The sequence below is a fragment of the Vibrio sp. 2033 genome, from assembly GCF_033339735.1.
The window spans coordinates 365820-390446 of sequence record NZ_JAWOVC010000001.1 but is presented as its reverse complement, the minus strand read 5'-3'; the positions used below and the strand labels follow the sequence as shown (position 1 = coordinate 390446).

At 41.5% G+C, this 24627-nt stretch carries 30 protein-coding genes; 15 read left to right on the top strand and 15 right to left on the bottom strand.

Features of this window, described 5'->3' with window-relative positions; genetic code table 11:
• Nucleotides 1-168: 168 nt before the first annotated feature.
• Nucleotides 169-1050, bottom strand: coding sequence for an AEC family transporter (locus tag R7P74_RS01770; protein WP_005377901.1), 882 nt, complete (start codon nt 1048-1050; stop codon nt 169-171).
• Nucleotides 1051-1584: 534 nt separating this feature from the next.
• Between R7P74_RS01770 and ihfA the strand changes: the two genes are divergently transcribed.
• Nucleotides 1585-1881: an integration host factor subunit alpha gene (gene ihfA, locus R7P74_RS01765; RefSeq protein ID WP_005377899.1), complete on the top strand. Its 297-nt coding sequence runs from the start codon at nt 1585-1587 to the stop codon at nt 1879-1881.
• A gap of 121 nt (nt 1882-2002) precedes the next feature.
• Here ihfA and R7P74_RS01760 read toward each other — a convergent pair whose 3' ends face one another.
• Complete coding sequence (locus R7P74_RS01760; protein ID WP_025766820.1) at nt 2003-2782, bottom strand: phosphoribosylglycinamide formyltransferase; 780 nt, start codon at nt 2780-2782, stop codon at nt 2003-2005.
• A 315-nt stretch (nt 2783-3097) separates the two neighbouring features.
• Here R7P74_RS01760 and R7P74_RS01755 point away from each other — a divergent pair, with 315 nt between their 5' ends.
• Complete coding sequence (locus tag R7P74_RS01755) at nt 3098-3748, top strand: thiopurine S-methyltransferase (RefSeq protein ID WP_213973290.1); 651 nt, start codon at nt 3098-3100, stop codon at nt 3746-3748.
• 72 nt (nt 3749-3820) lie between these two features.
• On the opposite strand, the gene purT is transcribed toward R7P74_RS01755, so the two are convergent.
• The 5 genes from purT to sbcB form a co-directional block, all read right to left on the bottom strand.
• The gene (gene purT / locus R7P74_RS01750) at nt 3821-4996 is read right to left on the bottom strand and encodes a formate-dependent phosphoribosylglycinamide formyltransferase (RefSeq protein WP_225472801.1); all 1176 of its coding nucleotides are present in this window, start codon (nt 4994-4996) and stop codon (nt 3821-3823) included.
• 143 nt (nt 4997-5139) lie between these two features.
• Nucleotides 5140-6027, bottom strand: coding sequence for a cytidine deaminase (cdd, locus tag R7P74_RS01745; RefSeq protein ID WP_005377892.1), 888 nt, complete (start codon nt 6025-6027; stop codon nt 5140-5142).
• A 429-nt stretch (nt 6028-6456) separates the two neighbouring features.
• A complete protein-coding gene (locus R7P74_RS01740) occupies nt 6457-7134 on the bottom strand; it encodes an LrgB family protein (RefSeq protein WP_005385454.1) in 678 nt (225 codons plus the stop codon).
• 1 nt (nt 7135) lies between these two features.
• Complete coding sequence (locus tag R7P74_RS01735) at nt 7136-7510, bottom strand: CidA/LrgA family protein (RefSeq protein WP_005377887.1); 375 nt, start codon at nt 7508-7510, stop codon at nt 7136-7138.
• 55 nt (nt 7511-7565) lie between these two features.
• Entirely contained in the window at nt 7566-8987 is a 1422-nt protein-coding gene (gene sbcB, locus R7P74_RS01730) for an exodeoxyribonuclease I (protein ID WP_239939157.1), read from the bottom strand.
• Between the two features lie 180 nt (nt 8988-9167).
• Between sbcB and R7P74_RS01725 the strand changes: the two genes are divergently transcribed.
• The 5 genes from R7P74_RS01725 to R7P74_RS01705 all read left to right on the top strand — a co-directional run bounded on the left by R7P74_RS01725 (nt 9168) and on the right by R7P74_RS01705 (nt 14097).
• Nucleotides 9168-10364 carry a tyrosine-type recombinase/integrase gene (locus tag R7P74_RS01725; RefSeq protein WP_318114420.1) on the top strand — a complete coding sequence of 399 codons (1197 nt, stop codon included), beginning with the start codon at nt 9168-9170 and terminating at the stop codon, nt 10362-10364.
• A 157-nt stretch (nt 10365-10521) separates the two neighbouring features.
• A complete protein-coding gene (locus R7P74_RS01720; RefSeq protein WP_239945377.1) occupies nt 10522-11514 on the top strand; it encodes a GTP pyrophosphokinase in 993 nt (330 codons plus the stop codon).
• A 130-nt stretch (nt 11515-11644) separates the two neighbouring features.
• Nucleotides 11645-12163, top strand: a complete 519-nt coding sequence (locus R7P74_RS01715; protein WP_318122619.1) for a hypothetical protein — start codon at nt 11645-11647, stop codon at nt 12161-12163.
• Between the two features lie 112 nt (nt 12164-12275).
• Nucleotides 12276-12821, top strand: coding sequence for a hypothetical protein (locus R7P74_RS01710; RefSeq protein WP_239945379.1), 546 nt, complete (start codon nt 12276-12278; stop codon nt 12819-12821).
• A gap of 184 nt (nt 12822-13005) precedes the next feature.
• The gene (locus tag R7P74_RS01705) at nt 13006-14097 is read left to right on the top strand and encodes a PIN domain-containing protein (RefSeq protein ID WP_239945423.1); all 1092 of its coding nucleotides are present in this window, start codon (nt 13006-13008) and stop codon (nt 14095-14097) included.
• 150 nt (nt 14098-14247) lie between these two features.
• On the opposite strand, the gene R7P74_RS01700 is transcribed toward R7P74_RS01705, so the two are convergent.
• The 6 genes from R7P74_RS01700 to R7P74_RS01675 all read right to left on the bottom strand — a co-directional run bounded on the left by R7P74_RS01700 (nt 14248) and on the right by R7P74_RS01675 (nt 16756).
• Complete coding sequence (locus R7P74_RS01700) at nt 14248-14553, bottom strand: helix-turn-helix transcriptional regulator (protein ID WP_262648676.1); 306 nt, start codon at nt 14551-14553, stop codon at nt 14248-14250.
• A 65-nt stretch (nt 14554-14618) separates the two neighbouring features.
• Nucleotides 14619-14777 carry a hypothetical protein gene (locus tag R7P74_RS01695; protein WP_258480406.1) on the bottom strand — a complete coding sequence of 53 codons (159 nt, stop codon included), beginning with the start codon at nt 14775-14777 and terminating at the stop codon, nt 14619-14621.
• Nucleotides 14752-15153, bottom strand: coding sequence for a hypothetical protein (locus R7P74_RS01690; protein WP_258480405.1), 402 nt, complete (start codon nt 15151-15153; stop codon nt 14752-14754). Before R7P74_RS01690 ends, R7P74_RS01695 begins: the two co-directional genes overlap by 26 nt.
• Nucleotides 15150-15392, bottom strand: coding sequence for a hypothetical protein (locus tag R7P74_RS01685; RefSeq protein ID WP_025632642.1), 243 nt, complete (start codon nt 15390-15392; stop codon nt 15150-15152). Before R7P74_RS01685 ends, R7P74_RS01690 begins: the two co-directional genes overlap by 4 nt.
• Nucleotides 15393-15554: 162 nt before the next feature.
• Nucleotides 15555-15827 (bottom strand): hypothetical protein, encoded by a 273-nt coding sequence (locus R7P74_RS01680; protein WP_025766807.1) that lies wholly within the window; start codon nt 15825-15827, stop codon nt 15555-15557.
• A 266-nt stretch (nt 15828-16093) separates the two neighbouring features.
• Nucleotides 16094-16756, bottom strand: coding sequence for a LexA family protein (locus tag R7P74_RS01675; RefSeq protein ID WP_025766806.1), 663 nt, complete (start codon nt 16754-16756; stop codon nt 16094-16096).
• A gap of 115 nt (nt 16757-16871) precedes the next feature.
• Here R7P74_RS01675 and R7P74_RS01670 point away from each other — a divergent pair, with 115 nt between their 5' ends.
• From R7P74_RS01670 to R7P74_RS01635, 8 genes are all read left to right on the top strand, one after another.
• Nucleotides 16872-17081, top strand: a complete 210-nt coding sequence (locus tag R7P74_RS01670; RefSeq protein WP_025766805.1) for a helix-turn-helix domain-containing protein — start codon at nt 16872-16874, stop codon at nt 17079-17081.
• Nucleotides 17082-17133: 52 nt separating this feature from the next.
• Nucleotides 17134-17682 carry a toxin YdaT family protein gene (locus tag R7P74_RS01665; protein WP_053807278.1) on the top strand — a complete coding sequence of 183 codons (549 nt, stop codon included), beginning with the start codon at nt 17134-17136 and terminating at the stop codon, nt 17680-17682.
• Between the two features lie 187 nt (nt 17683-17869).
• A complete protein-coding gene (locus tag R7P74_RS01660; protein ID WP_025632635.1) occupies nt 17870-18655 on the top strand; it encodes a hypothetical protein in 786 nt (261 codons plus the stop codon).
• Entirely contained in the window at nt 18652-19383 is a 732-nt protein-coding gene (locus R7P74_RS01655; protein WP_025632633.1) for an ATP-binding protein, read from the top strand. The genes R7P74_RS01660 and R7P74_RS01655 overlap by 4 nt, the downstream gene beginning before the upstream one ends.
• The gene (locus R7P74_RS01650; RefSeq protein WP_318122606.1) at nt 19384-19962 is read left to right on the top strand and encodes a hypothetical protein; all 579 of its coding nucleotides are present in this window, start codon (nt 19384-19386) and stop codon (nt 19960-19962) included.
• A gap of 82 nt (nt 19963-20044) precedes the next feature.
• Entirely contained in the window at nt 20045-20686 is a 642-nt protein-coding gene (locus R7P74_RS01645; RefSeq protein ID WP_083151013.1) for a hypothetical protein, read from the top strand.
• Complete coding sequence (locus tag R7P74_RS01640) at nt 20686-21888, top strand: helix-turn-helix domain-containing protein (protein WP_239945428.1); 1203 nt, start codon at nt 20686-20688, stop codon at nt 21886-21888. Before R7P74_RS01645 ends, R7P74_RS01640 begins: the two co-directional genes overlap by 1 nt.
• 160 nt (nt 21889-22048) lie before the next feature.
• A complete protein-coding gene (locus R7P74_RS01635; RefSeq protein WP_239945429.1) occupies nt 22049-22255 on the top strand; it encodes a hypothetical protein in 207 nt (68 codons plus the stop codon).
• A 74-nt stretch (nt 22256-22329) separates the two neighbouring features.
• Here the strand turns inward: R7P74_RS01635 and R7P74_RS01630 are convergent, their stop codons facing one another.
• Together R7P74_RS01630 and R7P74_RS01625 are read right to left on the bottom strand one after the other, a co-directional pair.
• Complete coding sequence (locus R7P74_RS01630; protein WP_239945430.1) at nt 22330-22659, bottom strand: hypothetical protein; 330 nt, start codon at nt 22657-22659, stop codon at nt 22330-22332.
• Nucleotides 22656-24380: a hypothetical protein gene (locus R7P74_RS01625; RefSeq protein ID WP_239945431.1), complete on the bottom strand. Its 1725-nt coding sequence runs from the start codon at nt 24378-24380 to the stop codon at nt 22656-22658. Before R7P74_RS01625 ends, R7P74_RS01630 begins: the two co-directional genes overlap by 4 nt.
• Between the last annotated feature and the right edge of the window lie 247 nt (nt 24381-24627).

Sequence of the window (24627 nt, the reverse complement as noted above, 5' to 3'; positions counted from 1 at the left end):
AGGGTTTTTTATTTTTAGGATTACCTTGTCGTTGTTCAAGTTCCTTACTGCTCGCACCCCCCCCCCTCATTACTTTAAAATACTAGACCAAACTAGGGATGGCCCTTACCCGAGATTAGGAACGTATTGTTTTTCAGCTAATACACGCTAACGATAGCTTATTGGCGGTTAGGCAGCGAGTGAGAGGGTATAGCTAAGTAGAAGAGGCAGCGTAAGAATGCTGAAAAAGTTGCCAAATAGTACCATTGACGCCACCTTCATGGGTTCTATATTCAGCCTTTCCGCAAATAGGTAATTCATGACGGCTGGCGGCAGCATTGTGAAGAGCACCATCATTTGCAATTGCATCGTCGGAAGGGGAATTAACCAATAAATAAGTGCAAAAGCGACAGCACCAGTTGCCAGTGACTGCACGGTACACAGCACACCAATCTTTAAACCGTCCAACCTTAAATGACACATTTGTGCCCCCAGAGATAAAAGCATCACGGGTACGGCCGCTTGCCCAAGTAGAGCCGTGGCTTCGTATAAAGGCGCCCATGCTCCCACATTTGACACGTTGAGAAACAGAGCCAACGACGCTGCTAAAAAGATTGGCATCTTGACTATTTGCTTAAAAGGGTTGCCATGACTAAGCAGCATTACGCCTAAGCTGATATGCAAGCATGCTGACACGACAAATAAAAGCACTGCTGACGACAGCGCAATTTCTCCAAACGTATAGGTAAACAAAGGAATAGCTAGATTTCCGCTATTGCGAAACATATGTGGTGGCGCCCAGGTTTTAAACGAGAGTGACGTCCATCGACATACCGGGATCATGAGTAGTGCGGGAATTAAAACCGCAACAATTGCCGCCAAAAGAAGTGGCCCCTGATTTGAATCGAGCGGCATGCTAACGAGTGACGAAAATACCAGTGCTGGCGTAAAAACCTCAATATTAATGCGGTTTATTGGGCGAAAGTCAGGCTTGATGTAACGACCGACCAAATAGCCAACTCCGACAAGAGCAAAAACAGGGAAAAGAATATTTATGATTTGATTAATCATGGTCGCCTAGAAGCAGTGTAAGAAGCCAATGAGGAAATACACGAACTTCCACATTATCAATCTTTGTATATGGCGTCATCGTTAAACAGCGAGAAGCGTGGGTTTAATCAAGCTTTCTAAGCACAGTTGCAAAGTACAGGTGGTCATACCTTTTAATCTAATTGTTACGTATCGAGTTACATACAAATCACTGAATTTACGACAAGTTCTATGTCAAGTGTCTGTTAAATAACCAATATCTGATATTTTTATTAAATAGTGTTTAATGTTGACATTTAAACTATTTTTAGTTTTATAATCTGGATGTTTTTCCTGATGAAGATGAAACAAAAACAAAAATATCAAATTTCTGGCGTTTAACAATAATTTACGTAGTGCTATTCCTTTTGTTCGCCAAGAAAAAAGTTGGCGAAAATCATAAGCTTGTCATACACTTCCTGATGTAACCCCGATATGTTGTTGAATTGGTAGGGTAAAACTGCTCTGGCGCTACACTAACGTAGCATTGTTTAACATAGCTTTGAGGAAAGTTTTATGGCGCTCACAAAAGCCGAACTGGCAGAAAACCTGTTTGATAAATTAGGATTTAGTAAGCGGGACGCCAAGGAAACGGTGGAAGTGTTCTTTGAAGAGATTCGTAAGGCACTGGAAAGTGGCGAACAGGTAAAACTGTCAGGTTTTGGTAACTTTGATCTTCGTGACAAGAATGAACGACCTGGTCGTAACCCGAAAACTGGTGAAGATATTCCAATTACTGCTCGACGTGTAGTGACTTTTCGCCCGGGTCAGAAGTTAAAAGCTCGTGTAGAAAACCTGAAGAAAGTACAGTAAGCCGAATAAATGGATCACGCTAAGGCGTGGTCTTTTTTTGCGTAAAATTCGTGTGCATACAAATGAAAACCACCGCAATGCGGTGGTTTTTCTGTTTATGAGAGACGCTTAATGATATCGGTTACGCCGCTTCTAGATGCGTTGTTAAGTATGGTTGCCATGCTTGTTGGTACAAGTTCTTAGACTGTGTACGCATGTTGCGAATAGAGGCAAGCTCTATTTCGCTTAGCTCACGTTTTTCCAACATCGCTTGACGTTCTAGTTTCTGGATTTTTTCGTATAGGTCGTGTTCGGGACCGCTTTTTACATCTGCGATTGCTTTCAAGTGCAGTTGAACTTCGGCTACTAGGTTTGTTTTTGGTAAACGAACGAGCAAGTTCAAGTCTCTATATCCTGAAGGGCCAGGTTTTTTGAATCGATTTTTTACTTTCACAATCGTTGTTTCACGCTCTAACGTTTCATAAATGGAGACTAAACTCGCGACGTCTTCAGCTACAATCGTTGCACGTGCTAGGTCAGTAATACGTTCAACTTTCCCATCTAACTCTAAAGCTATCTTTTCTTCTGCTCGTTGTTTGGATTTCACGCCTGCGAAGTATGGCTGAGCGTCATTAAGAAGTGCGGTACTCTTACAGATAGTTTCAAGTTCAAATTGTGCTTGGTGAGCTTTGCTGTAAAGGATGTCGAAGTCAGAATATGGCTGAGTTGGTGTGGTGTCGATTGACTGAATGCCATATAAACCGCTAAGGCTGTGTTTAAAAAGTTTCGAACAAACTTCGTTTTGGCTGGTTGAACGATTTTGTTCGCCACTAGGCGCAGGGGTAATTGGAAGTGCGGCAAATGCCGGTGCACGGCTAAGTACCAAAAGCATCAATGCTGTAGTACGAAGAAATAAGCTCATTCACTCTCCTTAACTTGCTTGTACTTAGAAAATAGGGAACATAAAGGTCGCTAAGTTCGGCAAATCAGGTACTAACTTATAAATGGGGCCATTACGAAAGATTCCAAGGTTTCAGTTTTATCTTGAAGTAGAATCGTGCGTTAGATCACCATTTCTCTTTTCTTTATTCTGATTATCAGATAAAGGCGCGTCTCCTATGAGACCGATTACATCCTATCACCGCAGTATTAACCAAAGATGAACGGCATAGACAAATTGAAAAAAAACGTTAGTCTTACCTCTCAAAATGAAAACAGCCGACAAGTAGAAAGTAAAATGAGAGACCAAGAATTTTGGCATAACAAATGGGCCAGCAATCAGATCGGATTTCACTTGGAAGATGTAAACCCGCTATTACCAGTATATTGGAAACACACTAATCCAAAGCGTGAAGATAAAGTGTTAGTTCCTTTATGTGGAAAGTCAGAAGACTTGATTTGGCTAGCGATGAAGCATGATTCGGTTGAAGGTGTTGAGCTAAGCCATATTGCTGTGCGTGCCTTTTTTGCTGAACATTTTTACACGCCAACGGTAACGCCTCTTAATGGCATGCACGAGCTTTATCAATTTGATGAGCTCTCTATTTATACTGGGGACTTTTTCACTGCACCAGTATCTCAAGCCGATATCATTTATGATCGCGCCGCGTTGGTTGCTTTACCGCAAGATATGCGAGAGGAGTATGTAGGGCGTCTCAAGCAACTGCTGAACCCAGGCGGTCGTATTTTGCTTGTTACACTCAACTATCCTCAAGAAGAGATGGCGGGGCCTCCATTTAGCGTGCCGGTCGAAGAGATAGAGCAGTTATTTTCAGGTTACAAAGTTACTTGTTTGAACGTAGATGAAGCTGACGAGAATCATCCTAAAATTGCGAAAAAAGGCTTAAGTCGCTTCTCTGAAGAAGTGTACTTAATCGAGAGTGAATAGGCTCTCTTCGGTTTGGAACACGAAATAGCGCAGCAATTTGAGCTGCGCTATTTTTGTATGAGTGGTTCGTATTTAATAAATGATATTCACTTTTGAAGCACTTTCAACAGCATCTTGAACGGCTTCTTCGGTGGTTTTTCGTCGCGTAAGGACAACACCTAAACGGCGGCGGCCATCGATTTCTGGCTTACCGAATAGACGAACTTGTGTTTGAGGTTGAGCTAAAGCTTTGCTTAGGTTTTCAAAGCGAATGTTTGTGGAAGTTCCTTGTCCAAGAATAACAGCAGACGCAGATGGGCCATATTGCACAATATTATTAATTGGCATTCCGGTAAACGCGCGCACGTGGAGAGCAAACTCAGACATTTCCTGTGAAATCATTGTAACCATACCCGTATCGTGAGGGCGAGGAGAGACCTCATTGAAAATGACTTTATCGCCTTTAACAAATAGCTCTACACCAAAGATGCCGTAGCCACCGAGCGCGTTTACCACTTTCTCAGCCGTGTATTCAGCTGCTTTTACTGCGTTTATTGACATAGCTTGCGGTTGCCATGATTCGCGGTAGTCGCCATCTTCCTGACGATGACCAATTGGAGCACAGAAATGCACACCGTCAACGGCTCTGATGGTCAATAAAGTGATTTCGTAATCGAAGTCGATAAAACCTTCCACGATAACGCGACCTGCACCCGTACGCCCGCCTTCCTGAGCGTAATCCCATGCTTTTGTAACGTCGTCTTCGGTCTTGATAACACTTTGCCCTTTACCTGAAGAGCTCATCACAGGCTTCACCACGCACGGAATACCCACATGCTCAACCGCGGCTTTGAAGTCTTCAAAGTTATCTGCAAAACGATAAGGTGAAGTCGTCAATTCCAGTTCTTCTGCTGCCAAACGTCGGATACCTTCACGATTCATTGTTAGCCTGGTTGCCTTAGCGGTTGGAACAACATTCAGTCCTTTTTCTTCAAGCTCTACCAGTTTGCCGGTTGCGATGGCTTCAATTTCTGGTACGACGTAAGTAGGTTGTTCCTTCGTAATAACTTCTTCTAAGGCGTTCCCATCTAACATGTCGATAACATAACTACGGTGAGCGACTTGCATCGCTGGAGCATTGGCATAGCGATCACAAGCAATCACTTCTAAACCAAGTCTCTGGCATTCAATGGCGACTTCTTTACCGAGTTCGCCAGAGCCTAAAAGTAATACACGGGTAGCATTTGCGCTAGTTGCAGTGCCAAACATAGTGTTCCCTTACAAAATAGAGTGATGAGACATAAATTGCAGGAGATCATACTGAAGTTTTATGACAAAGCAAACGTTTGCTTTTGGTTTTTAGGTAATAAAAAAGCTCTACATGTTGTAGAGCTTTTTGTTGAATTTGTCGTTTATACGTTGACAAAACTAAGCGGAATATCTGGATTCAACGCTTCCAACGTTGATTGCGTATCGGCTAAGTGACTGATCTTACCTTCAGAGTTTTCTACCAATGCAGCGGCTTTGATGCTGTCAAAGGTTTCACCCGCAAGTAAAACTTGGATTAGCGCAACTTGTAGCGGTGGCAAGCTAGGATTAAACGCTGCATTTTCTGCATAAGCGCCTTGGAATACACGGCCGCTAGTCATCTCTAATGCTAAACCACTCAAGTTGTTGGTGTATGGAGAGTGGCTCATGTTCATCGCTTCAACTGCACTTTGGATGAGTGCGTCTTCATCATCACATGAGAATTGGTGTTTAACTTCTGCCATTAAGCCGGACTCGATACCGAGATCGTTTGGTCCAAAGGCTTCAGGCAGGTATTCATGAAGTGACTTTTCTTCACGTTCTGGGAGCTGGATTTTAAGCTCGTTTGCGGTAGATAACTCATTCATGAACTGGCGGCAGTGACCACATGGGCTGAAGTTGATAGTGATATCCTTAACACCACGTTCGCCTTTCATCCAAGCATGGCTAATCGCAGACTGCTCTGCGTGAACCGTTTGACCCAACTGTACACCAAAGAATTCCATGTTGGCACCGAAGTAAAGGCGACCTGAAAGACCACGAACGATAGCGCCGACATAAAAGTCAGAAAGGGGAGCATAGGAGTACGCTGCGGCAAAAGGAAGTAGCGCAACACGAAGCTCTTTGTCTGATAGACCGGTAGCTGAAAGCAACTGCTCAAATTGTTGAACTGAAAGCGTAGCATCAAAATCATCAGCTTGGATGATAGGAGCAAGTTGTTTGGAAAGTGCTTCTGGAGCGCCTGCTAGCGCCTGTTCAATGCGACTTTTCATGTTGAATCCTTGTTATTGCATGGACAGTTATTCTATGTGAAAGATAGAAATGTTCCGTGCGTTAGATCACGATAAATAATGCAATTGATAATTCTGTTACATAATTAGAGTGAGCTCACACATGTATTCGATTGCACAGGTGTGAAGCGTTATCTCCGTCTCACAATTAACCATATCAGTATATGTTCATATGACCAAGGAGCAGGAGTATGTTACCCACGCGACTTTACCGCTATGCTACTTTATACCCACGTAATCTAGAGCGAGTGGTAGAACCTAGAATGCTAACGCTATGAATGTATATCTCGATCAAGTCCCTTCACGGTATTACTGGGTGAGGTTGATAGATAAGATAGGGTTTTGAAAAGGGTAAGGAAGAAGCGGAAAGGCTACGGCCTGCCGGAAGGAGGGCAGACCGAGAGCGCTTAACTATTGATATAGCCAGACAGCCAAAGCAAAAAAGCTTGGAGCCAAAATAGAAGTTATGATCCCACATAAAACCAATGCGAGTGATGAGAACGCGGCATCTATGGGCTGTTTCTCTGCACAAGTAGCGGTGCCTAAGGCATGAGAGACTGTACCCATTGTCAGACCACGTGCAATCGGGTGTTTAATTCCAATCAAATTGTAAATTGGGTATGCCAAAATTGCGCCCAATAAACCGACAATCAGAACCAAGATCGCTGCAACGGCGGCTTCACCACCGAGGTGACTCGATATTTCCATCGCTATTGGTGTAGTGACGGACTTACCCACTAGACTCGCGATTAAACTGATATCCGCTTTGAAAGCGACTGCGATCAAGGTGGTTGTCATCATCGACATCACACTGCCTACTGTGCAAGCAAAAGTGATGATTCGCCAGTTTGCTTTAATTTGTGGTAGTTGTTCATATAGTGGATAAGCCAGAGCAACTACAGCAGGTTGAAGCAAAAAGCTAATTCCTTCGTTATCCGCATAATACGTTTCAAATGGCACATTTAAGTAAGTAAGCAAAGGAATGAGCACTGCGATACTGATCAGCAAAGGGTTTGCTAGAGGATTGTTCACTTTGATTGCGATTTGGCGAGCGATAAGAAAAACCGCAATGGTAACAACTAACCACATATCAGTGTTTCTCCTGTAGCAAGTAATCCAGCAGCCAAGCGAGGCTGACCAATACAATGAGTGAACCGCCAACCGCGCTAGCGATGATAGGGAGCGCATTGGCGAGTAGTAAATCGAAATGCTGCATTAATCCGACGCTGATAGGAACGAACAATAAGATCATATAGCGTATAAATAGCGTGGCGCCCGGTTTGACCCAGTCGACTTTTACAAGCCCAAGAGTCATGGAGAAAAACAGTACGAGCATACCGATGACACTTCCTGGAACGGAAACGCCAGTGAACTTTTGAATGGTAATTCCGATGCCAAGTGCTCCCATGATGAGGAAGATTGAAATGAGCAGTTGGATCAGTTGTAAGAATCGTTCTTTAATCATTTTGACAGTATATAAACAACAAGCACACCATAAGGTGCGCTTGTATTAGGAGGAGTTAGGAAGCTAAGCTCTCTACATAACGGTACACGGATTTTAATATCGCAATCTTCTTTTCGTCACTTTCATGTTCGTGAACTAAGTTTTCTAAATTCAGCATGTACTCTTCAATTTGGCTTTCAAACACTTCTCGACAGTGTAGTGCCCAGCGTCTTTGTTCTTGCTCGTCTAATGTGCCTGGGAAGTTACGCGCACGATAGCGGAACAATAGAGGTTTAATGCGCTTGTCATCAAATTCAATGTCTAATGCAGCAAGATTATTCGGATCGGTTTCGCGAATGATATCCATAGCTGCGCGATCGGCTGGAGAAAAGAACCCGTCGTAAAGTTGTATATCGACGTCATCACTTTTATCGAATTTGCGCTCGACTGAAAAGAGGCTAATCAGCTTTTCTCTAATTTCAGGATGTTGGCGCAACAAAGCGAGATTGGCGAGACATTGTTGGCGATCAATGCCAATAGACTCTGCATTTTCAGCCGTTAACGTTTTTGCAGGGGCGAGAATAGGGCATTTGTTCAAATGAACTAGTTTAACTGGCACTGGTAGCAATTCACCAAGATCTTCGCGCTTCGTGTAGAGTCTTTCGTGCAGCTCTTCTGCGGATAGCTCAAGAATAGGTTGAGGGTCTTTCGCTAAATCGATGGTGATAACGGCGTTATTATTGGTTGGATGCCAAGCAACAGGCACAATCCAGCTAGTGTACTGGCATTCGCGCCCTAGCATGCCTGAAACGTGCATCAACGGTGTCATGTTGACGATGTCGACTAAATCATTGAGCTTGCGCTTTTGGCGCATAGAAAAAAAGTAATCAAACAATTTTGGTTGCGCTGCTTTTACTTTCTTTGCCATTTCGATAGTCGCAACCACATCTGCCATGGCATCGTGCGCGTTACTATGTTCTATGCCGTTAGCCACAGACAAGTGTTCTAATTTAAAGCTAGTGAAGCCATCTTCGTTTTCTGGCCATTCTACGCCTTCTGGGCGAAGGGCATGGCACGCGCGTAGTACATCGAGTAAATCCCAACGTGAGTTACCGTTTTGCCAACTCCATGCGTATGGATCGATAAAGTTGCGATAACAAGTATAACGGGTCACTTCGTCATCAAAGCGAATGCTGTTGTAGCCTAAACTGGTAGTATTGGGTTTCGCGAGTTCAGCGTGAATCTTAGCGATAAACTCTGGCTCAGAAAGGCCTTCTTGAACCGTTTTTTGCGGAGTAATACCAGTAATAAGTGCAGCTTCAGGAGACGGAAGATAATCAGCAGGTGGCTGGCAGTACATGACTAAAGGCTCGCCGATGATATTAAAGTTTTCATCTGTACGAACACCAGCGAACTGGCTTGGGCGATCTTTCGCGGGGTTGGTTCCCCATGTCTCATAATCAAAGAAGAAGAATGTAGGCTGTTCGGTATTATTCATGGATGTCTTTTTCTGTTCGTTATTCTTCAAAACTAGCCTTGTATATCAGTCGATTAGCAGTGTTCTATGTGCTATCTTTTCGTTAGGTTTTAATTGTTTTTACGCGTTTTACATTTGCACTTGCGTCTAAATATGTGTCCAAATTTTGTAAGTGCTGCGTCCTAATTTAAGGTAGACAACTTGAGCATTACAGACAAGCAGCTAAAAGCTATTGCAAAACTAAGCGAATATAGCGGCCCGGCAGAACTGAATGACGGCGAAGGACTAATAGCGAAGATATCACCCAAAGCAAACATCACGTTCCAATACCGTTGCAGGTTTAATGGTAAAAACAAACGCATTCGTATAGGCAAGTATCCGATAACCACCCTCAAGAATGCAAGGCAAATCCATAAAAGGATGCTTGAACTTAAAGAAGAGGGAAGAAACCCAGAGATAGCCCTTACTGGTGAGACGGATTTTGTTACCCTGAAGGACTGTCTCGACTACTGGTTTGAGCACAAAGTCTCGACTCAGAAAGAGGGGACGCAGGTGCTTTACCGCTCGGTGGCAAACAACTACTTTTACAATGCCTTTCCTGATGTCGATGTAGAAAAGATCACCGCGCGTGAATGGATGCATTGGTTCGATGACATTGCCAAGAAGAATCCGAAGACGGCTAACTCTGCATTTTCAAAAATGCGCGCTTGTCTTAACTTCTGTAAATCCAAGTTCCTTATTGATGGTACGCACTTTGAAAAAATCAGACAGCAAGATGTTGGTGAGTCACCAAGTGCCGGTGACCGAGTTCTATCACTCCCTGAACTTGCCAAAGTTTGGATTGCTATCGAGCGCAGCAAAGCAGGTACATCGACCAAGAACCTGCACTTAATAACAATGTTATGGGGTAACCGATTATCAGAGCTTCGCTTGGCCAAGCGTGAACACTTCGATATGGTCAACGACATTTGGACGGTACCACCAGAACTCAGCAAAATGGGTAACACCATTCGCAGGCCCATCCCCAAACACGTCAAGCCGATGCTAGAAAGGTTGATGAACATCTATGATGAATACCTTTTCCCTGGCGCATCCCTTCATAAACCCATCTGTATATCCGCAGCAAACCGCTATATAAGAAGGTTACGTGATAACCTGAACTTACCTCACTGGCGAACCCACGATTTCCGCCGCAGTATTTCTACTACTTGTTCAGAACTAGGTACCATGCCACACGTGACCGAAAAAATGCTCGGGCACGAGTTGGTTGGTGTAATGGCAATTTATAACAAGCACGACTGGCTGTCAGACCAAAAAGAAGCGTATGAAAAGTTCGCGGAAGCTTTGTTTGCTCAAGTTCAAAAAGAGTTGGAACATGAAAAAGTAACTGGGAGTTGATATGGTTGTTGCAGATAAATTAGTCTCATAGATCACTAACTCAATGATAGTGGTTTGAAGCGCCTAATGAAAGGCGGCATGATAGTGGAAGAAAAGATGGCTCCGAACTGACGGATAGAAGTTATGTTTGGTATATGAGATGATTTTAGGACAAATAATGAGTAAAGATAATATAGCAACTCAGTTTAGGGGCTTGAAAGGTCAATACGCACGGCTTGGTAGTAACATTGTGGATGCCCTAAAAATTTTTCTAGATGAGCATGGGATTCCCTATGTGGATATTTACTCTAGAGTAAAAAGCTTCGACTCATTCTATGAAAAAATTGATAGAAAAAAATATTCAAATCCATTTGATGAGATTGAAGATATCTGTGGAATAAGAGTCATTTGTTACTATTTTTCAGATATTGAAAGGATCAATGCAATAATCCAGAACGAGTTTACTATTCTAGAATCTCAGGATAAATCAGAGTTATTAGGATTGAAAGAGTTTGCTTATAGGTCGCAACATTATATTGTTAAACTAAATAACAACTGGCTGTTGGCTCCTAACTATCGGCGCTTAGATGGTTTGAAGGCAGAAGTTCAAGTTAGAACAATATTAATGCATGCATGGGCAGAGATCGAACATAAGTTAAACTATAAAAGTGATGCTCAAGTACCTGAAATATTCCAACGAAAATTGTTCAGATTGAGTGCAAAATTAGAAGAAGCTGATGAACAGTTTATTGAGCTCAAAGACGGGATCGATGCTTACCGAGAAGAGCTTAAGGAACAACTTGATTCAAAGAATGCGTTTGATTTAACACAATCACTAAACCGTGATAGTTTCATTACGTTCATGCAGTATTGTTTCCCTGACTACAGTGAGTTTGATTTCTCCTTTATAGACCGTTCCTTTGAGATGGCAAGTGAGAAGTACTCAAATTTCGAACCTATATACTCTGCATTTAAGCTCGTAGAAAAATATATTGATGATATTGCGAATGATCTATTAGTTTCTGGTTATCCTAATGATATTAGACATAATCCTAGTGAAATAATAGCAATGGCGAGTGATATTTGTAATTTATCTGAATCCGATCTTGAAGGTAAAGTAGATTCATGGATAGAAGTAGTTGTACGTTGGAAAAATAAATTAAATCATTAATAAAAGTCAGTTAGGATTAATTTAAATGGTGTGTAACTCTCTGTTAAAAGTTATATTTTTTCTACGGAGTAATGAATTATAATGGGTGTTTCCTTGCTCACTAATGAACACAGTGTACTAAGGGTAGTATATGAAAATTAACCAACAATATTTAGAACTATTATTGAAGCCGCTACAAGGTGGATCTATTCCAACACTGAATGAATATTTTCAAAAACTCCCTAGTTTGGGTGTTGAAATAGAAGATGATAATAAGCGAATTAAACCTGAACTTGATGCCCATTTACGATTTCTGAGTTCTCAAAGAATAATTTCTAACTTGGATGGTTACAGCGATTTAAAATCTTTAGGAATCGGACTTGGTAACGGGAACATGACGATAATGGGTGATAAACGGATAATGTTAGTAGAAAAGGAAGAGTCACCTATGCCTCAAATAAATATTGGTTCTATCTCCAGTAGCAACGGTAACGTACAAGTCGGTAATAATAATGCTCAAGTAGCAAATGTAAATATTCAAGAAATCGTTGAAAAAGTTGCGGCATCAGATGATGCAGAAGCAAAAAACGTACTTAAGTCCTTGTTAGAAAATAAAACAGTTGCCAGTATTGTTGGAGTGGGGCTTTCGAGTTTAATTGGACTCCTTTAATTTTTATATAGTAATATACTACTAATGCTCTTCGGGTTTGGGTCAAACATTTCTAGTGTATTTATAGTTGTTATCTTTGTTATAAAATGGGACTTAATATAAGTGAGTATATATGATAAATTATTTAAATATACTAGTTGTTGCATGTCTTATATCATTTTCTGTGAATGCAATTGAATCAAAATCATCAATTTCTAATCAAATAGGAGTTGAAAAAAGTGTTATTGATTCTGCTGAGTCAAGTTTTGAATTGAACGTCGAACAGTTGTGTAATGCAGATGTCGAGACATGTGATATCTTAAAGAACCACTGCAACCAGCATCCATATCCAAATATCTGTATGATAAAAGCAGTTTACCATTCTGTGATAAGAGACGAGTTTTGTGCATCTGATGAATCGTGTGTTGCGAAGCAGAGTAAATATGAAGTGAAATATGTAAATTTCGTTAAGAAATATGCTCAACAAGCAGGATATGGTCGTTTAGCTGTCAACGTATGTGCCCCACTGTATGAATTCGAATCTTCTAATTCAAATCTTCGAAATATTGGAGGTACATTGAACAAAATCCGTGGTATTGGAATATATTATGATTATGAATCTCTCTTTGATTGTATTAGTGAAACCTATAAACAGGCGGCATTAAAAGATTTACAGTGAACAATACGCAAATACCAAGAATTTTAAGCCAGATTTACAGCGCTTGGAGTTTTCATCTCAAAGTTTGGTTTATTATTTAAAGTGAATAGATTGTTTTGTTTGATTTATTTTCATATAAGTATAAATTTTAATAAAGAATGTTTTTCTATATCATAAGTATGTTTAATAATATAAAGATGAAATTATGAATGTTTTTCTAGATACAAATGCTTTTTATAATAATTGGTTTGTAGATAACGCGAACTTTAACTTGCTCTTTAACTATTTAAATAATGAGAGGTTGAGTTTAATATTATCTGAGTTGGTTGTTCAAGAGGTCAATAATATTCAAGGTCGCGAGTCTCGTGAAGCTATTTTGGATATTGAAGTAGCGAAGAAAAAGCTATATAAGCTAAATAGGTATGAATCATTCGCTAGAAATGATGACATTGATATTCCCCATTATGATATTTTTTCTATACTAGGAGATAAAGTTGATTTTTTGAAAAAAATTGATTATGAGAAAATTCCTCACTCAGAAGTTGTTAATCGAGCCCTTAATATAAAGAAGCCGTTTACGGAAGGTGAAAAAGGTTATAGAGATACGTTAATTTGGCTGTCTTTTATTAAATTTCTTAAAATAACTAATGTAAAGGGCGATGTTGCGTTCATTACTAACAATAAAAGTGATTTTTTTGAGGGAAAAGGAGAAAAGCTATCTCTTCATCCAGACTTAGTAAGAGATGTGGAAAACATAGGTTTGGAGGCAACTATACATCCATATAGAAATATCTATGATTTTTTAAACCACAATGTTGATCGTGTTGAGCATTCTTTTGAACGTCAGTTCCTTTTAGATGGCCATGAGAATTTTTTAATTAGTGGAACTATTGATTATCTTGAAGGTCTGGATAATGCTGGCCTGTCTGATTTGTTTGATAATAATATTTTCTCTGATAAGTTGACTACTGTTATAAATATATCTTCTAATGTTTATGAAGGGTTGGAAGATGACTTTATTCATTATGTTAGCAAATTAGATAATGATAGTGTATATGTTAGTTTCAATTATGAAATGAAAGGTGTTGATCTTATCATTTCTATCAACTCGGTTGAATTTAAGCAATATGCGAGTGAAATAGAGTCCCTACCTCATCTATACAATATTGAGCATGATGGAGAAATAGTAAAACTATCATTTAATTTTCAAGTGGATTTCGACGCAGCTCTTGAGTACCAAACTAAATCAAAAGAATGCTCAAATTTAACAATCCACTACTCAAAAGTTATGAGATAAATAATCTATGTAGTACAAGGTGATTTTAATCGCAGCACTACATCTTAAATTGTATCTATAACGAGTAAACGGGTAGATAGGTTTAGGGGAGAGTGTTGAAAAGTCGTAGCATATTCTAAACTCTTGACTACCAGTATAACCTGAAAAAACCTAAACCCCAGCCTTAAATCCGCCTTCATGCTCAACCCATTCCATCACTGCTGCGCGAATCCAGCGCAGCGGTGATTTGCTAATTGGCTCTGGGAAGTTGCGGTTCTTGCGCCATGCAATGATGGTGGTTCGCTTTTTATTGAAGAAATCTAACACCTCTTGATGGCACATGATCTTGTTGGAAGATTCTGGGTAACGCTCTGCGTCATAAACAGGTTTGTCTGTTTCTTTCGCAGATTCAACTACGAAAGCAGGGGCAGAGTAGGTAAAGCTCATAGGTGATGTATTCAGGTTCGAGTAAGTCATTGCACAAAGCTCCTGTATCTTGTTAGTCGTAAACCGTGGTCAATCGGTTGTGTCGGTTTAATGCTTTAGTCCTGGCGAATGCCTAAATAGACAATCATTTTCTTGCCGTTGATTTCAAGTTCTCCAAGGTCGACTTCGTTTACCGCGTAATCACTCAGAGCGGTTTCATCTACCATGTCGTCAAATTCTTCCTTGGCCTTAACTGCCACTTGGTCTGCTTTCATTGTCTTTCTCCGATGGTTGATAAATACGAACTCGATTAGCGGTGTGCCAGCAAGTCGCGTCACCTTTAAATAAACCGCCTTCGCTTAACTTTGCGCACCCTTCGGGCAACTGTTCTCCGCACTTAGTGCATTTCCCCAATTGCGCTTTAATCACTGTAATTTCGTTATAAACACGATGGATAAGTGACTGAAGCGCTTCTTCCTTGGTGTACGGCTCAGCAGGGTAGGCGAAGAACTGACAGATTTTCTCTAGCTTCGCCTGTTCCTGAGGGTTAAGAGATACGCGCAAATCATGGTTGTTGTTGGCTTTACGCTTATCTCTACATTTTTGAGCGCGCTTTGCGTTTTGCTTACGTTTACGCTCTTCAGGTGTCATTTTATTTTGCTTTTTCTAGTACGTTTTGGCTTCTTAGGAGAGAGCATCTGTTTAGCTCTGGCTAGGCATTCATCGAACACTTTACCTTTGGCAAATCCAGCGGTATTACGATAGTGATCGATTCCGCGTTCGACGGCTCGTTTAATGTCGAGTTCTTCATGGCCGTCTTGCTCTAATAGAGAAGTTATGTGTTTACCTATAAATGCCTCTTGGCTGTTGCGGTAAGTTAAAATACTCATTGCACATGTCCTATTGGTTGTGGGGTGAATACCCGCAATCAGCCTAAACTCTTGATATTGGTGGTCAGCCAGAGATATACTGATTGCGAGAGTTAGTTATCTAAGTCTCATTGCACAAAGAACGCCCCTGTTGGTTTGGTCACCGATAGGGGTTTTCTCTTTCTAGTGGGGTAGTGTTCTTGCTTCCACTGCGGCTTGCAGGCTAACCAGCTGGCTGAATAGCTCTTGCGCCTTTTCAAAATCTTCTTCGTTTACGTGAATCTCTAGCCCTTTAAAGTCTTCGGCTCCTTCAAAGATGGAAGTCGCAGCGATACGGAGCGGATCATCCTTACTTAGCTCTGCTGTCACTTCTTCAAACTGATGGCTGCACACATTGAGTAGTTGCAGGTTGTTCAGCAGTTGATGGGTTTGGTCTAACGTCATTGTTTTCATCATTAAGCTCTCATTGCACAAAGTTCTAAATAAACGATTGGTCAAGTGGATGAGTTGCAGCTGGTCAGACTGCAGTTTCACAAACGTTCAAGTTGTTTGTATTCATCATAACAACTTAAGTTGTTATGAATCATAATTGTTAATTCGTGACAATGTCAACACGTAAAGTTGTATTTTTAGATAAAAAAAACCACCTACGTTGAGGTGGCAATTTTTTGAAAGAGTGTGCAGTTAGGGGAAAAGTAGCTAAGTCATTGAGTTTTGCGCAGCTATAAATCCATGATTACTTGTTTTACATATCCAACAATACGACAGTTCCCGTTAATAGGAATAGGGTCGTACTTAGGATTTAATGGCACCAAAAATTTTTGTGGGCCATCGATCTCTAACTTTTTAATTGTTGCTTCTGGTGAGTCATTTAAGGTTGCAACAACAATCTTGCCATTATCTGGGCAGTCGCATGGCTCCACTATCACTATCGAACCAGCCGGAATTGAAGGTGAACCATGTGGGTTCGTCATTGAGTTTCCGGTGACTTTCATCGCAAATGCATCGTCACCTACATTCATCGTCGTAATTTGCCATTCAACATCATCATCTAAGGAGGATTGAGGATCTACGCCTCCCCATGCGCCAGCTTGAACTTGGCTAATTATCGGGATGCGTTTCAGTGAATAAGGAGAAATTGTATTTGAAGGGAGAGCATCGCCGCTTCCTTTAATACTATCGCTTTGTGCGCTCTTGCCTGTAAGTAACCATGTAGGGTCACACTCTAAAGCTTCTGCTAACTGAACAATATTTCTTGGCTTTAAAGTAACGCCAGTCTCAATTTTATTAATAGACTGCTGAGCTAAACCGATTCGTTCAGCTAGTTCAGCCTGCGATAGATCTAAATCTTTTCTACGTTGCCTTACTCTTTCAGCAAAACTCATCAACTTATCTTCCTGATTTCCCATTTCGTGTTAATTATCACAACAAAACGTGTTAGTTGACAAACACGTAAACCGTATATAAAGTTCAACACGTAAAGTTGTTAGGAGGATAGCTATGTCCGCTATAGAACGAGCTACCGAGCTTGTAGGAGGACAAACATCACTTGCAAAGCTTTTAGGTGTTAAACAATCACATGTATGGAATTGGATTAATCGAAAACATCAGGCTCCTGCTAAGTATATTTGCGCCATTTCTAAGGCCACTGGTGGCAAAGTGCCAATAGAAGAACTATTGGGTGACCATATAAAGAATACGCCAGTTTAAGAAATTAGGCTGATCAACCACATTCTGTACAAACAACCAGTAAGGAAAAACCATGAATAATAGTTTTAAAAGCGTTATGCGTAACGCAATAGAAAGTTGGCGCACGGAACTGAGTAAAGAGTGTATTGCTCATCGCGTCGCGAGCTTATATCACAAACTCGATCTTGAGCACGAGGTTGATGCGCAGCGTAAAGAGCTACTTAAAGTACCGGGCGCTGATGATAAGAACAATGCTCAGAACTTTTTCCGCTATGTCGAGCGCACAAGCGTAGAAGCCAAAGCCACAATGATGGATTTGTTACCTGCGGTACTTAAAGCCATGCCAGCCAAACGTGCGAGCGACATGCTTAACCAATTTCTTAACCCGCTTGGGTTCTCTGTTACTTGCATTGGTGCGAGTGATGCAAACTTAAGCCGAGATTTGCTCTTGCATAACCACAACAAAGAAACATCTGAAGCATTCCGTGCGGTGATCTCTTTAGGGGAGAACGCGAATATTGACCAGCTGCGCGATGCGTATCGAGAAGTTCAAGAAGCTAAAGAATCTCATGCGCCACTTCTGGAATACCTTGAGTCGTTAATGGCGAAGAAAGCAGCCTAATCAAAAGCGTAGTGGCTGACCACCACATAACACGCATCTAACTAGGAGAACTTTGTGCAATGAGCCTTAGCTTACAGAACTATCACGGCTGCTATATCTGGGTGGCCAATAACGGTGTTTGTCGTTTCGTCGTATCACGGACTAAAGCGATGGAAATCTTTGAATCCATGAAAGCGGGGACGGCGGTGTGATTGAGTATTTGGATAGACCCATCGCTTTTCATCGATCGTTTGTGAATATGGGGATTGGTATCACAGGCGCATTAATGCTTAGCCAGAGTATTTACTGGAGCCGAAGAACGAACGCTTCAGGGTGGTTTTACAAAACTCAGGAAGAGTGGCAAGACGAAACGGGCATGACTCGAAGAGAGCTTGATACCGCGCGTAAAAAGCTGCGTCAGTTAGGTATTTTGGAAGAGAAAAAGCAAGGTGTTCCTTGCCGAGTTTTCTACCGCATTAATGAGCCAAACTTGATTGCACAAATGGAGCAAACTGGTTTGGCGGAATGCGCCAAACTAGAACGTACAAATGCGCCAAGCAGTGCTGTACCAATCAGCCAAACTAAAACAGAGACTACACAGAGATTACCAGAGACTACTACAGAAAAAGTAAACAAAAAGTCTCCCATCACGGGTAGTTTGGTTCCTGAGGAACAAATTCCAGCGATGCTAGATCACGATGCTTGGGCTGAGTACCTGGCATTCCGTAAGCGAATCAAAAAGCCTTTCAAAACTGAGCGGGGCGAGCGCACCAAAATGCTCGACTTGCTCAAGCTCTCCCAGAACGTTGTGAGCATGCAGCGCCAAATCATTGAGCAATCCATCGACAACGAGTGGCAAGGGTTGTTTAGCCTTAAATTGTCCTCGCCAAACTCGAAGCTGATTCCGGTGGAGCAGTTTTCAGACCAAACCAACCCTGATGATTACGGACCACCGCAGTGGTTCAAAGACCGCCAAGGCGGAGGTGACCAATGAATAGCTTTTTCCAAAAACTGCAGCAAGCGATGCCTGCGAACGTTGTGCCGTACACGCCAGAGCAGATGGCTCAACTTGCTCAGCAGGAAGTTGAGAAGCAAAGCCATGCGGTGTATCAGAACTACCAGCAGAGCAAAGTTCAAGATTTACTTGGTCGCAGTGGAGTAGGCAAGAAGCACTTGAAGTGTCGATTTGCCAACTACGTGACGGAGAACCAAGGCCAACGTCAGGCGTTTAGTGTTTCTCGCCGTTGGGTTTCTGAGTTCTTGGAAGGTGATGAGAAAAACTTTGTATTTTCTGGATCGACAGGAACGGGCAAAAACCATCTGGCTTGTGCAATGGCGAACTCGTTGATGACGCGAAATCGTACGGTGTTGGTGATTACGGTCGCTGAGTTGATGATGAAAATTCGCGATAAGTACAACCGCCAATCGAACGTTACAGAAGCTCAGTTTCTGAAGTATTTAGCTCAGGTCGATTTATTGGTGTTGGATGAGGTTGGGGTTCAGCGAATGAATGACCACGAGGCGATCATGATTAACACCATCATCGACTCACGCTACACCAACGAAAAGCCAACCGGCATTCTGACTAATCTGAAATCTGATGATCTGACTCAGGTTCTTGGAGCCCGAGTGATGGAGCGTTTGTTGGAGAGCTGCGAGTGGGTGAGCTTTACGTGGGAGAGTTTTCGCAAGCAGGCGAGGAACAGCAAGGAGGTAGCATAAATGCGACCAGAAACGTTATTGGCTAAGTTCGATTTAAAAGGCATAAATTACGAACCGCACAAGGGTGGCAAAGGCTTATTTTCTTTGGAAGACCAACTCGGCATGGTAGGGATAACCTGGAAGGAATCTCCAGTCGGTTTTCTTGTTTTATTCGTGGAGTTACTGGATAACGCACAATCTCGAAGAGCACTGGAAAAGGCGGTGCTCGCGGAATTGTATACGCTGACCGATGACTGGCGCGGTCAAAAGAGTGAAGCCGCATTCGCAGCCATTGTGCGCGCAGCTGTGGAAGAGGCGATCACACCACAAGGCCGTATTTGTTCTTGCTGTGGCGGCAGCGGTAAGTACCGAGCACCAAACCGCCACTACCGAAAATGCGTGCATTGCAACGACGGCCGAGTCGCGTGGGACTTAGAAAGCCGCTTCGCTGCAATGTGTTCTGGTAGTTTTGTTTGTACCTTCTCGGTATTCAAGCGCCAATACCATCCCGTCCTCGACGGCCTAGCAGATTGGCTAGCCGCAAAACGTAATGCTGCGATGTTAGCGCTGATGGAAAGGATAGAGAAAGAGAGTTTATGAAAAGTAAGTAAAACTCTTCAAAACTTAATTTTTAGGTGTATAATTCGGGTATACCTAATTCTTTGTCAAGGAAAGTGCAAGCATGTCCGATATTCAAACTCAATTAATGGGTTACATTGTTAAGAATGTAGAGAAAAGCTTTTTCGATGGTATCAGAGAAAAAATTTACATTCGGTACGGTATAACAGAAGACTTCCTAACTGAGAATTTTCAGTTAACTCCTAAGGGGCGCCTTCGACCGCAGATGTGTCGATATATGACTGATGAAGCGCTTGCAGAAGTTGGTGGTGAATTAAGGTATACAAATCCACGAGGAGAACATTACTTAGTTGTCGACACGGGCAATATTGTAATTTCACACCTTGCGGTAAAAGATGGAAAGACTCAGAAAGAGGCAGCGCACAGAAAGTTACTTTCCATGGGTAACAAAATGCTTGAACCTTTCCAGCCAGACATGTTCAACAGCGAGATGGAAGATCTTCGTGAAAAATTACACGTTGTCGTTTTTGTTGTTCAACCAAATAGTACATCAAACCAGCAAGGTGTACCTGAAGATATATATATAGCGGTTCCATTTTCTAACTGGAGTGATTATCATGCGTGGCTTTCTATTGATGAAATGCTAAGTATGTACGAGTCGGAAGAAGTACTTGAGTCTGATGGTGCATGGCCAACACTCAAAATTGCTCTTCGGGATCGCGAAGGAAAACAAGGTAATGAATAATGAAAATTGGTGTTGGGGGATTTCAACCATCAAGACTAACGCAAGCTAGAGAAGCGTTAGGCATTCCCAAAGTAGCGTTAGCGACTTTAGTCAATGTATCAAGTGCTACGGTCAGTCAGTGGGAAAGTGGTAAGCAAAATCCGCAAGAGGATAAGTTAAGAGCTATTGCGGCCGCATTAGGTCAAGACGTCCATTGGTTTTTGAAACCTGTAGTGGAATCTAGTTCAACGCCATATTTTTATCGTACTCTTTCTGCTGCTACCAAAACTGGCAGGGTTGTTACTAAAACTAAGATCGATTGGCTAATAGAAATTAGTACATCGTTAGAATCTTTCTTAGACTGGCCAAGTTTAAATGTTCCTGAGGTAGATAAACCATTTACCGCTATTTCAGACTCTGAAATAGAAGAGCTTGCAATTGAGTATAGGGATAAAGCTGGTCTTGGTATGGGGCCGATCAAGGACTTGATGCTAGCGGTAGAGAGTTCTGGGGTTATATGCTCTCGAACAGAAATAGGCTTTGATAAACTAGATGGGTTATCTAATAGAGTTGTTTCCGGTGATAGGGCATATATTCTGTTAGCCTCTGATAAAGATAATGGTATCCGTAGTCGTTTCGACTTAGCTCACGAACTTGGGCATATTGTTTTGCATAAATGTGTTCAGAGTGGGCAGTTTACTGTTAATAACTTGAAAGAGATTGAGCGCCAAGCGAACTTGTTTGCTAGTTGTTTGTTACTTCCGGCGGAAAGTTTTGCAAAGGATCTACGTAATCCAACGTTAGAAACATTTTTAACGTTGAAACCTAGATGGAAAGTCTCAATTGCAGCAATGATTTACAGGGCTCATCAACTGAACATCATTACAGATATGCAATACTCCAACCTGTACAAGAACTTATCAGCTAGAGGCTGGCGTTTAAAAGAACCATATGATGATCAAGTTAAACCGGAGCGTCCAAGACTATTGCATAGAGCAGTAGATATGTTGGTAAGCGCAGGAGTCGGGAAAAGTGAACTGTTAGATACAATCGGATTTACCGCAAGTATTGTTGAAGACTTAGTCGGGGTTCCGAAGGGCTATTTCTCTGAAGAGCAAGATATCGATAACCTTTTAACGTTTAGGTCACCGGAAAAATCTACTCCTAGACCAGTTAAGAGTGCACCTTCAACGGATAAGAATGTTTACGTTCTTAAGCGCTAGTGTTTTGGATGTATCCAAATAGAAACCGCTTTCCAATATGCAAAACCTCGTCAACTCGGCGGGGTTTTTGTTTTTATGTCACGAAACAAAAAATCACAAGTTGCTTAAATCTATAATAATACGGTTTCATAAGGTGATTATTTACTTACATGGAGTGGTTATGGCGGTTGTTAAGATTTTTGGTGCGTTACTTATGCTTGTAGTTATGGGTGTTGGTACTTTTCTGTTTGGATTGCAGGGGTTTGTGGTAACTCTGGTATTGTCTATCTTTGTCTCTTGGTCGATTAGCAAACGTGAGAAAGAAGCACTGGAGCAAAAAAGACATGACGAACTAATGCAAGCTATGAAGAATCAATCGAGTGAGTAACTGCTAATATTCATTTAAATATAAAAATGCCCCGTATATGGCGGGGCATTTGTTGAGGTACGAATAAGCTTACGTTAGCCTATGACGGCTCTACTAGAGTGGTCAGATTCTATATATAGGTCAGGCTCTAAAGATGATTTAAAAATCAATCGAGCTTCACGATTGCCTAGTTTATCGATAGCGGAACTAAGGTCACCTATGTATGAATGGTGCTCGTCAATATTGCACATACTTTGGTAACTATTAACAACTTCTACAATAGGCTCTATGTCAGCCATTAGCTTGGCTGCATTTTCTGTGGTATCCGCAACCATCTCAAAAACTAGTTTTGCATTACCAGGATCTCTGGCTACCACGTCAGATATTGAGCGAAGAAGTTGTTTTTCGTATAAATCTAAACTCATACCTTACTCCTATTAATCAAACCCATAAGCTTTTGTCTAGTCTTATGAACGGTTGATAGATTTTCATCGAGGTTAATTGTCGAGTGCGTTTTCTTTCGAAGGACTGGTTTATTCTCTTTACGACCGTCAATTGTCCACATCTCGTTATTATCTATTTCTAACTCAATGACGATACCAATACCATCGTTAGATATTTCTATTGTCTCAGAAAATCCGTTTGGTTCACTCCAAAGAGCTACTGCTCTACTTGGAGCAAAACCTGTGCCAGTTGAGCGTAGAGTCATACCTAATGCGGTTACAGACAATACTGACGCTCCAGGGTCATCAGATAAAACAGCAGAGTATTTACCTGGCCACCTCCCAGACAGTTGTGGACCATCTAATAGTAGACTAACTACTAAATTAGGTCCTATAGCTCTTACGGCTTTTGCTACAGGCTCTTGTCTAGCCAAGTCCTCACAAATTAAGGGGCACAATTTTACTCCATTTAGTGTATGAAGTGTCAATAACTTCCTTCTTTCCACCGGAATATTTTCCCACCATTTTCTTCCAGGGTCTAATGTCCCACTTAAATTGTAGTTCCTTAACTGTCCTTCATCCAAAAACCAGCGATGGTGTTTTGCTTGAACGACGGTTTCAAACTTTTGTGTCTCTCCAATAAAGGATAAGTTGGCAACATTTTTCTTTTCTCCGTAGACGCCGGCCAAAAGTGTAGGGGCATCTTTGTTGAAAATTTTAAAAAGTTCCTTTTTGAACAGACTGTATGTACTTTCATCTACGGCGCACTCTGGTAAAACGATCAGGTCAATCGAGCCTGCACGTCGAATAGCCGAAATCAACGCACCTAAGAAGCTGTTTAATTTTGGCTTTTTATTTGGCGCGTACTCAAAAAATCCAAAATAACCATCCATTACTTGATCTGGCTGATCAGGAGAAGCTTTAAATGCATTATCTTCAATTTCTGTAGGCCAAGGTAGAAACAGAACATTGTAGGTTTTCTTGTTAAACAACTTCTTTTTGGTCGTACTTTTTATTACTTGCAATTGTACCGTAGGGTCGACAAAAGTAAGGTTTTGAGTCAGGTTATTTATCGTAAGTCCAGACTGAGGAACGCTCGTTTTGTAAGTAACATAACCTAACTTAGGCAGATTACACGATAGGTTTATAACATTGCGATCATTCCGAGTCATATCCTTAGCCAACAAACCAATTTGGACGGGATCCGTTGAGTCATATGCACAAACGTTAATGCGGCTAAACATTTGATCAATGGCAGCAGTTATGACTGCAACACTTTTTGAAAACTTGGGATCATTCATTAAGTCATAAATACAACAATCTAAATTGGTTTTTCCAAAGATATCTCGTAGACATGAAGACAATGAAAAGTTTTGAGGTTGACTGGGCGTGGCAACAGGGTCTAAAGAGATCTGCAAACCAACCCATTGTTTAAGTTGTTCTGTTACCGCTGCAATATCGTTATATGCGCCCCTATCCCAATCAAAATGATCCTGAGATGAAACAAGCAAACGATACTTGTCTGTATAGCTGAAGATGGAATATGTAATTAGAAATATATTCGGCGGCCAGCTGATTAACTCATTGAGATTACTTACTCTGTCAGTTAACCAAGGCCTCTTTTCAATAGGGTTAGCTGTAATAATATCCGAGGTTAAATCGCACTCTGGAAAAAATTGGTTTATTAATTGTCTAAATTTCATATTGATATGCAATAGATTACAATGCTTTAACTATAGTACACGTTAGTACCTCGATATGCAGTGTGTTGCGACAGTCGTCTATTTTTTCAACATTGTTGGTGAATCTTGAGAAATGGGTAGGTTGATCCTTTCTTTGTGGGGCGAGGAACAATTAAAACTTGAATGTATTAGCAGGGTGAGTGTTGACATTCACCCCTAAATGGCGCACTCTTTCCAGTATGCACAACCTCGCTCATTCGGCGGGGTT

What these genes read in the sequence shown, in the direction of transcription:
- R7P74_RS01770 (WP_005377901.1), bottom strand. Translation starts at nt 1,050, where the DNA reads ATGATTAATCAAATCATAAATATTCTTTTCCCTGTTTTTGCTCTTGTC.
- ihfA (WP_005377899.1), top strand. Translation starts at nt 1,585, where the DNA reads ATGGCGCTCACAAAAGCCGAACTGGCAGAAAACCTGTTTGATAAATTA.
- R7P74_RS01760 (WP_025766820.1), bottom strand. Translation starts at nt 2,782, where the DNA reads ATGAGCTTATTTCTTCGTACTACAGCATTGATGCTTTTGGTACTTAGC.
- R7P74_RS01755 (WP_213973290.1), top strand. Translation starts at nt 3,098, where the DNA reads ATGAGAGACCAAGAATTTTGGCATAACAAATGGGCCAGCAATCAGATC.
- purT (WP_225472801.1), bottom strand. Translation starts at nt 4,996, where the DNA reads ATGTTTGGCACTGCAACTAGCGCAAATGCTACCCGTGTATTACTTTTA.
- cdd (WP_005377892.1), bottom strand. Translation starts at nt 6,027, where the DNA reads ATGAAAAGTCGCATTGAACAGGCGCTAGCAGGCGCTCCAGAAGCACTT.
- R7P74_RS01740 (WP_005385454.1), bottom strand. Translation starts at nt 7,134, where the DNA reads ATGTGGTTAGTTGTTACCATTGCGGTTTTTCTTATCGCTCGCCAAATC.
- R7P74_RS01735 (WP_005377887.1), bottom strand. Translation starts at nt 7,510, where the DNA reads ATGATTAAAGAACGATTCTTACAACTGATCCAACTGCTCATTTCAATC.
- sbcB (WP_239939157.1), bottom strand. Translation starts at nt 8,987, where the DNA reads ATGAATAATACCGAACAGCCTACATTCTTCTTCTTTGATTATGAGACA.
- R7P74_RS01720 (WP_239945377.1), top strand. Translation starts at nt 10,522, where the DNA reads ATGAGTAAAGATAATATAGCAACTCAGTTTAGGGGCTTGAAAGGTCAA.
- R7P74_RS01715 (WP_318122619.1), top strand. Translation starts at nt 11,645, where the DNA reads ATGAAAATTAACCAACAATATTTAGAACTATTATTGAAGCCGCTACAA.
- R7P74_RS01710 (WP_239945379.1), top strand. Translation starts at nt 12,276, where the DNA reads ATGATAAATTATTTAAATATACTAGTTGTTGCATGTCTTATATCATTT.
- R7P74_RS01705 (WP_239945423.1), top strand. Translation starts at nt 13,006, where the DNA reads ATGAATGTTTTTCTAGATACAAATGCTTTTTATAATAATTGGTTTGTA.
- R7P74_RS01700 (WP_262648676.1), bottom strand. Translation starts at nt 14,553, where the DNA reads ATGACTTACTCGAACCTGAATACATCACCTATGAGCTTTACCTACTCT.
- R7P74_RS01695 (WP_258480406.1), bottom strand. Translation starts at nt 14,777, where the DNA reads ATGAAAGCAGACCAAGTGGCAGTTAAGGCCAAGGAAGAATTTGACGAC.
- R7P74_RS01690 (WP_258480405.1), bottom strand. Translation starts at nt 15,153, where the DNA reads ATGACACCTGAAGAGCGTAAACGTAAGCAAAACGCAAAGCGCGCTCAA.
- R7P74_RS01685 (WP_025632642.1), bottom strand. Translation starts at nt 15,392, where the DNA reads ATGAGTATTTTAACTTACCGCAACAGCCAAGAGGCATTTATAGGTAAA.
- R7P74_RS01680 (WP_025766807.1), bottom strand. Translation starts at nt 15,827, where the DNA reads ATGATGAAAACAATGACGTTAGACCAAACCCATCAACTGCTGAACAAC.
- R7P74_RS01675 (WP_025766806.1), bottom strand. Translation starts at nt 16,756, where the DNA reads ATGAGTTTTGCTGAAAGAGTAAGGCAACGTAGAAAAGATTTAGATCTA.
- R7P74_RS01670 (WP_025766805.1), top strand. Translation starts at nt 16,872, where the DNA reads ATGTCCGCTATAGAACGAGCTACCGAGCTTGTAGGAGGACAAACATCA.
- R7P74_RS01665 (WP_053807278.1), top strand. Translation starts at nt 17,134, where the DNA reads ATGAATAATAGTTTTAAAAGCGTTATGCGTAACGCAATAGAAAGTTGG.
- R7P74_RS01655 (WP_025632633.1), top strand. Translation starts at nt 18,652, where the DNA reads ATGAATAGCTTTTTCCAAAAACTGCAGCAAGCGATGCCTGCGAACGTT.
- R7P74_RS01650 (WP_318122606.1), top strand. Translation starts at nt 19,384, where the DNA reads ATGCGACCAGAAACGTTATTGGCTAAGTTCGATTTAAAAGGCATAAAT.
- R7P74_RS01645 (WP_083151013.1), top strand. Translation starts at nt 20,045, where the DNA reads ATGTCCGATATTCAAACTCAATTAATGGGTTACATTGTTAAGAATGTA.
- R7P74_RS01640 (WP_239945428.1), top strand. Translation starts at nt 20,686, where the DNA reads ATGAAAATTGGTGTTGGGGGATTTCAACCATCAAGACTAACGCAAGCT.
- R7P74_RS01635 (WP_239945429.1), top strand. Translation starts at nt 22,049, where the DNA reads ATGGCGGTTGTTAAGATTTTTGGTGCGTTACTTATGCTTGTAGTTATG.
- R7P74_RS01630 (WP_239945430.1), bottom strand. Translation starts at nt 22,659, where the DNA reads ATGAGTTTAGATTTATACGAAAAACAACTTCTTCGCTCAATATCTGAC.
- R7P74_RS01625 (WP_239945431.1), bottom strand. Translation starts at nt 24,380, where the DNA reads ATGAAATTTAGACAATTAATAAACCAATTTTTTCCAGAGTGCGATTTA.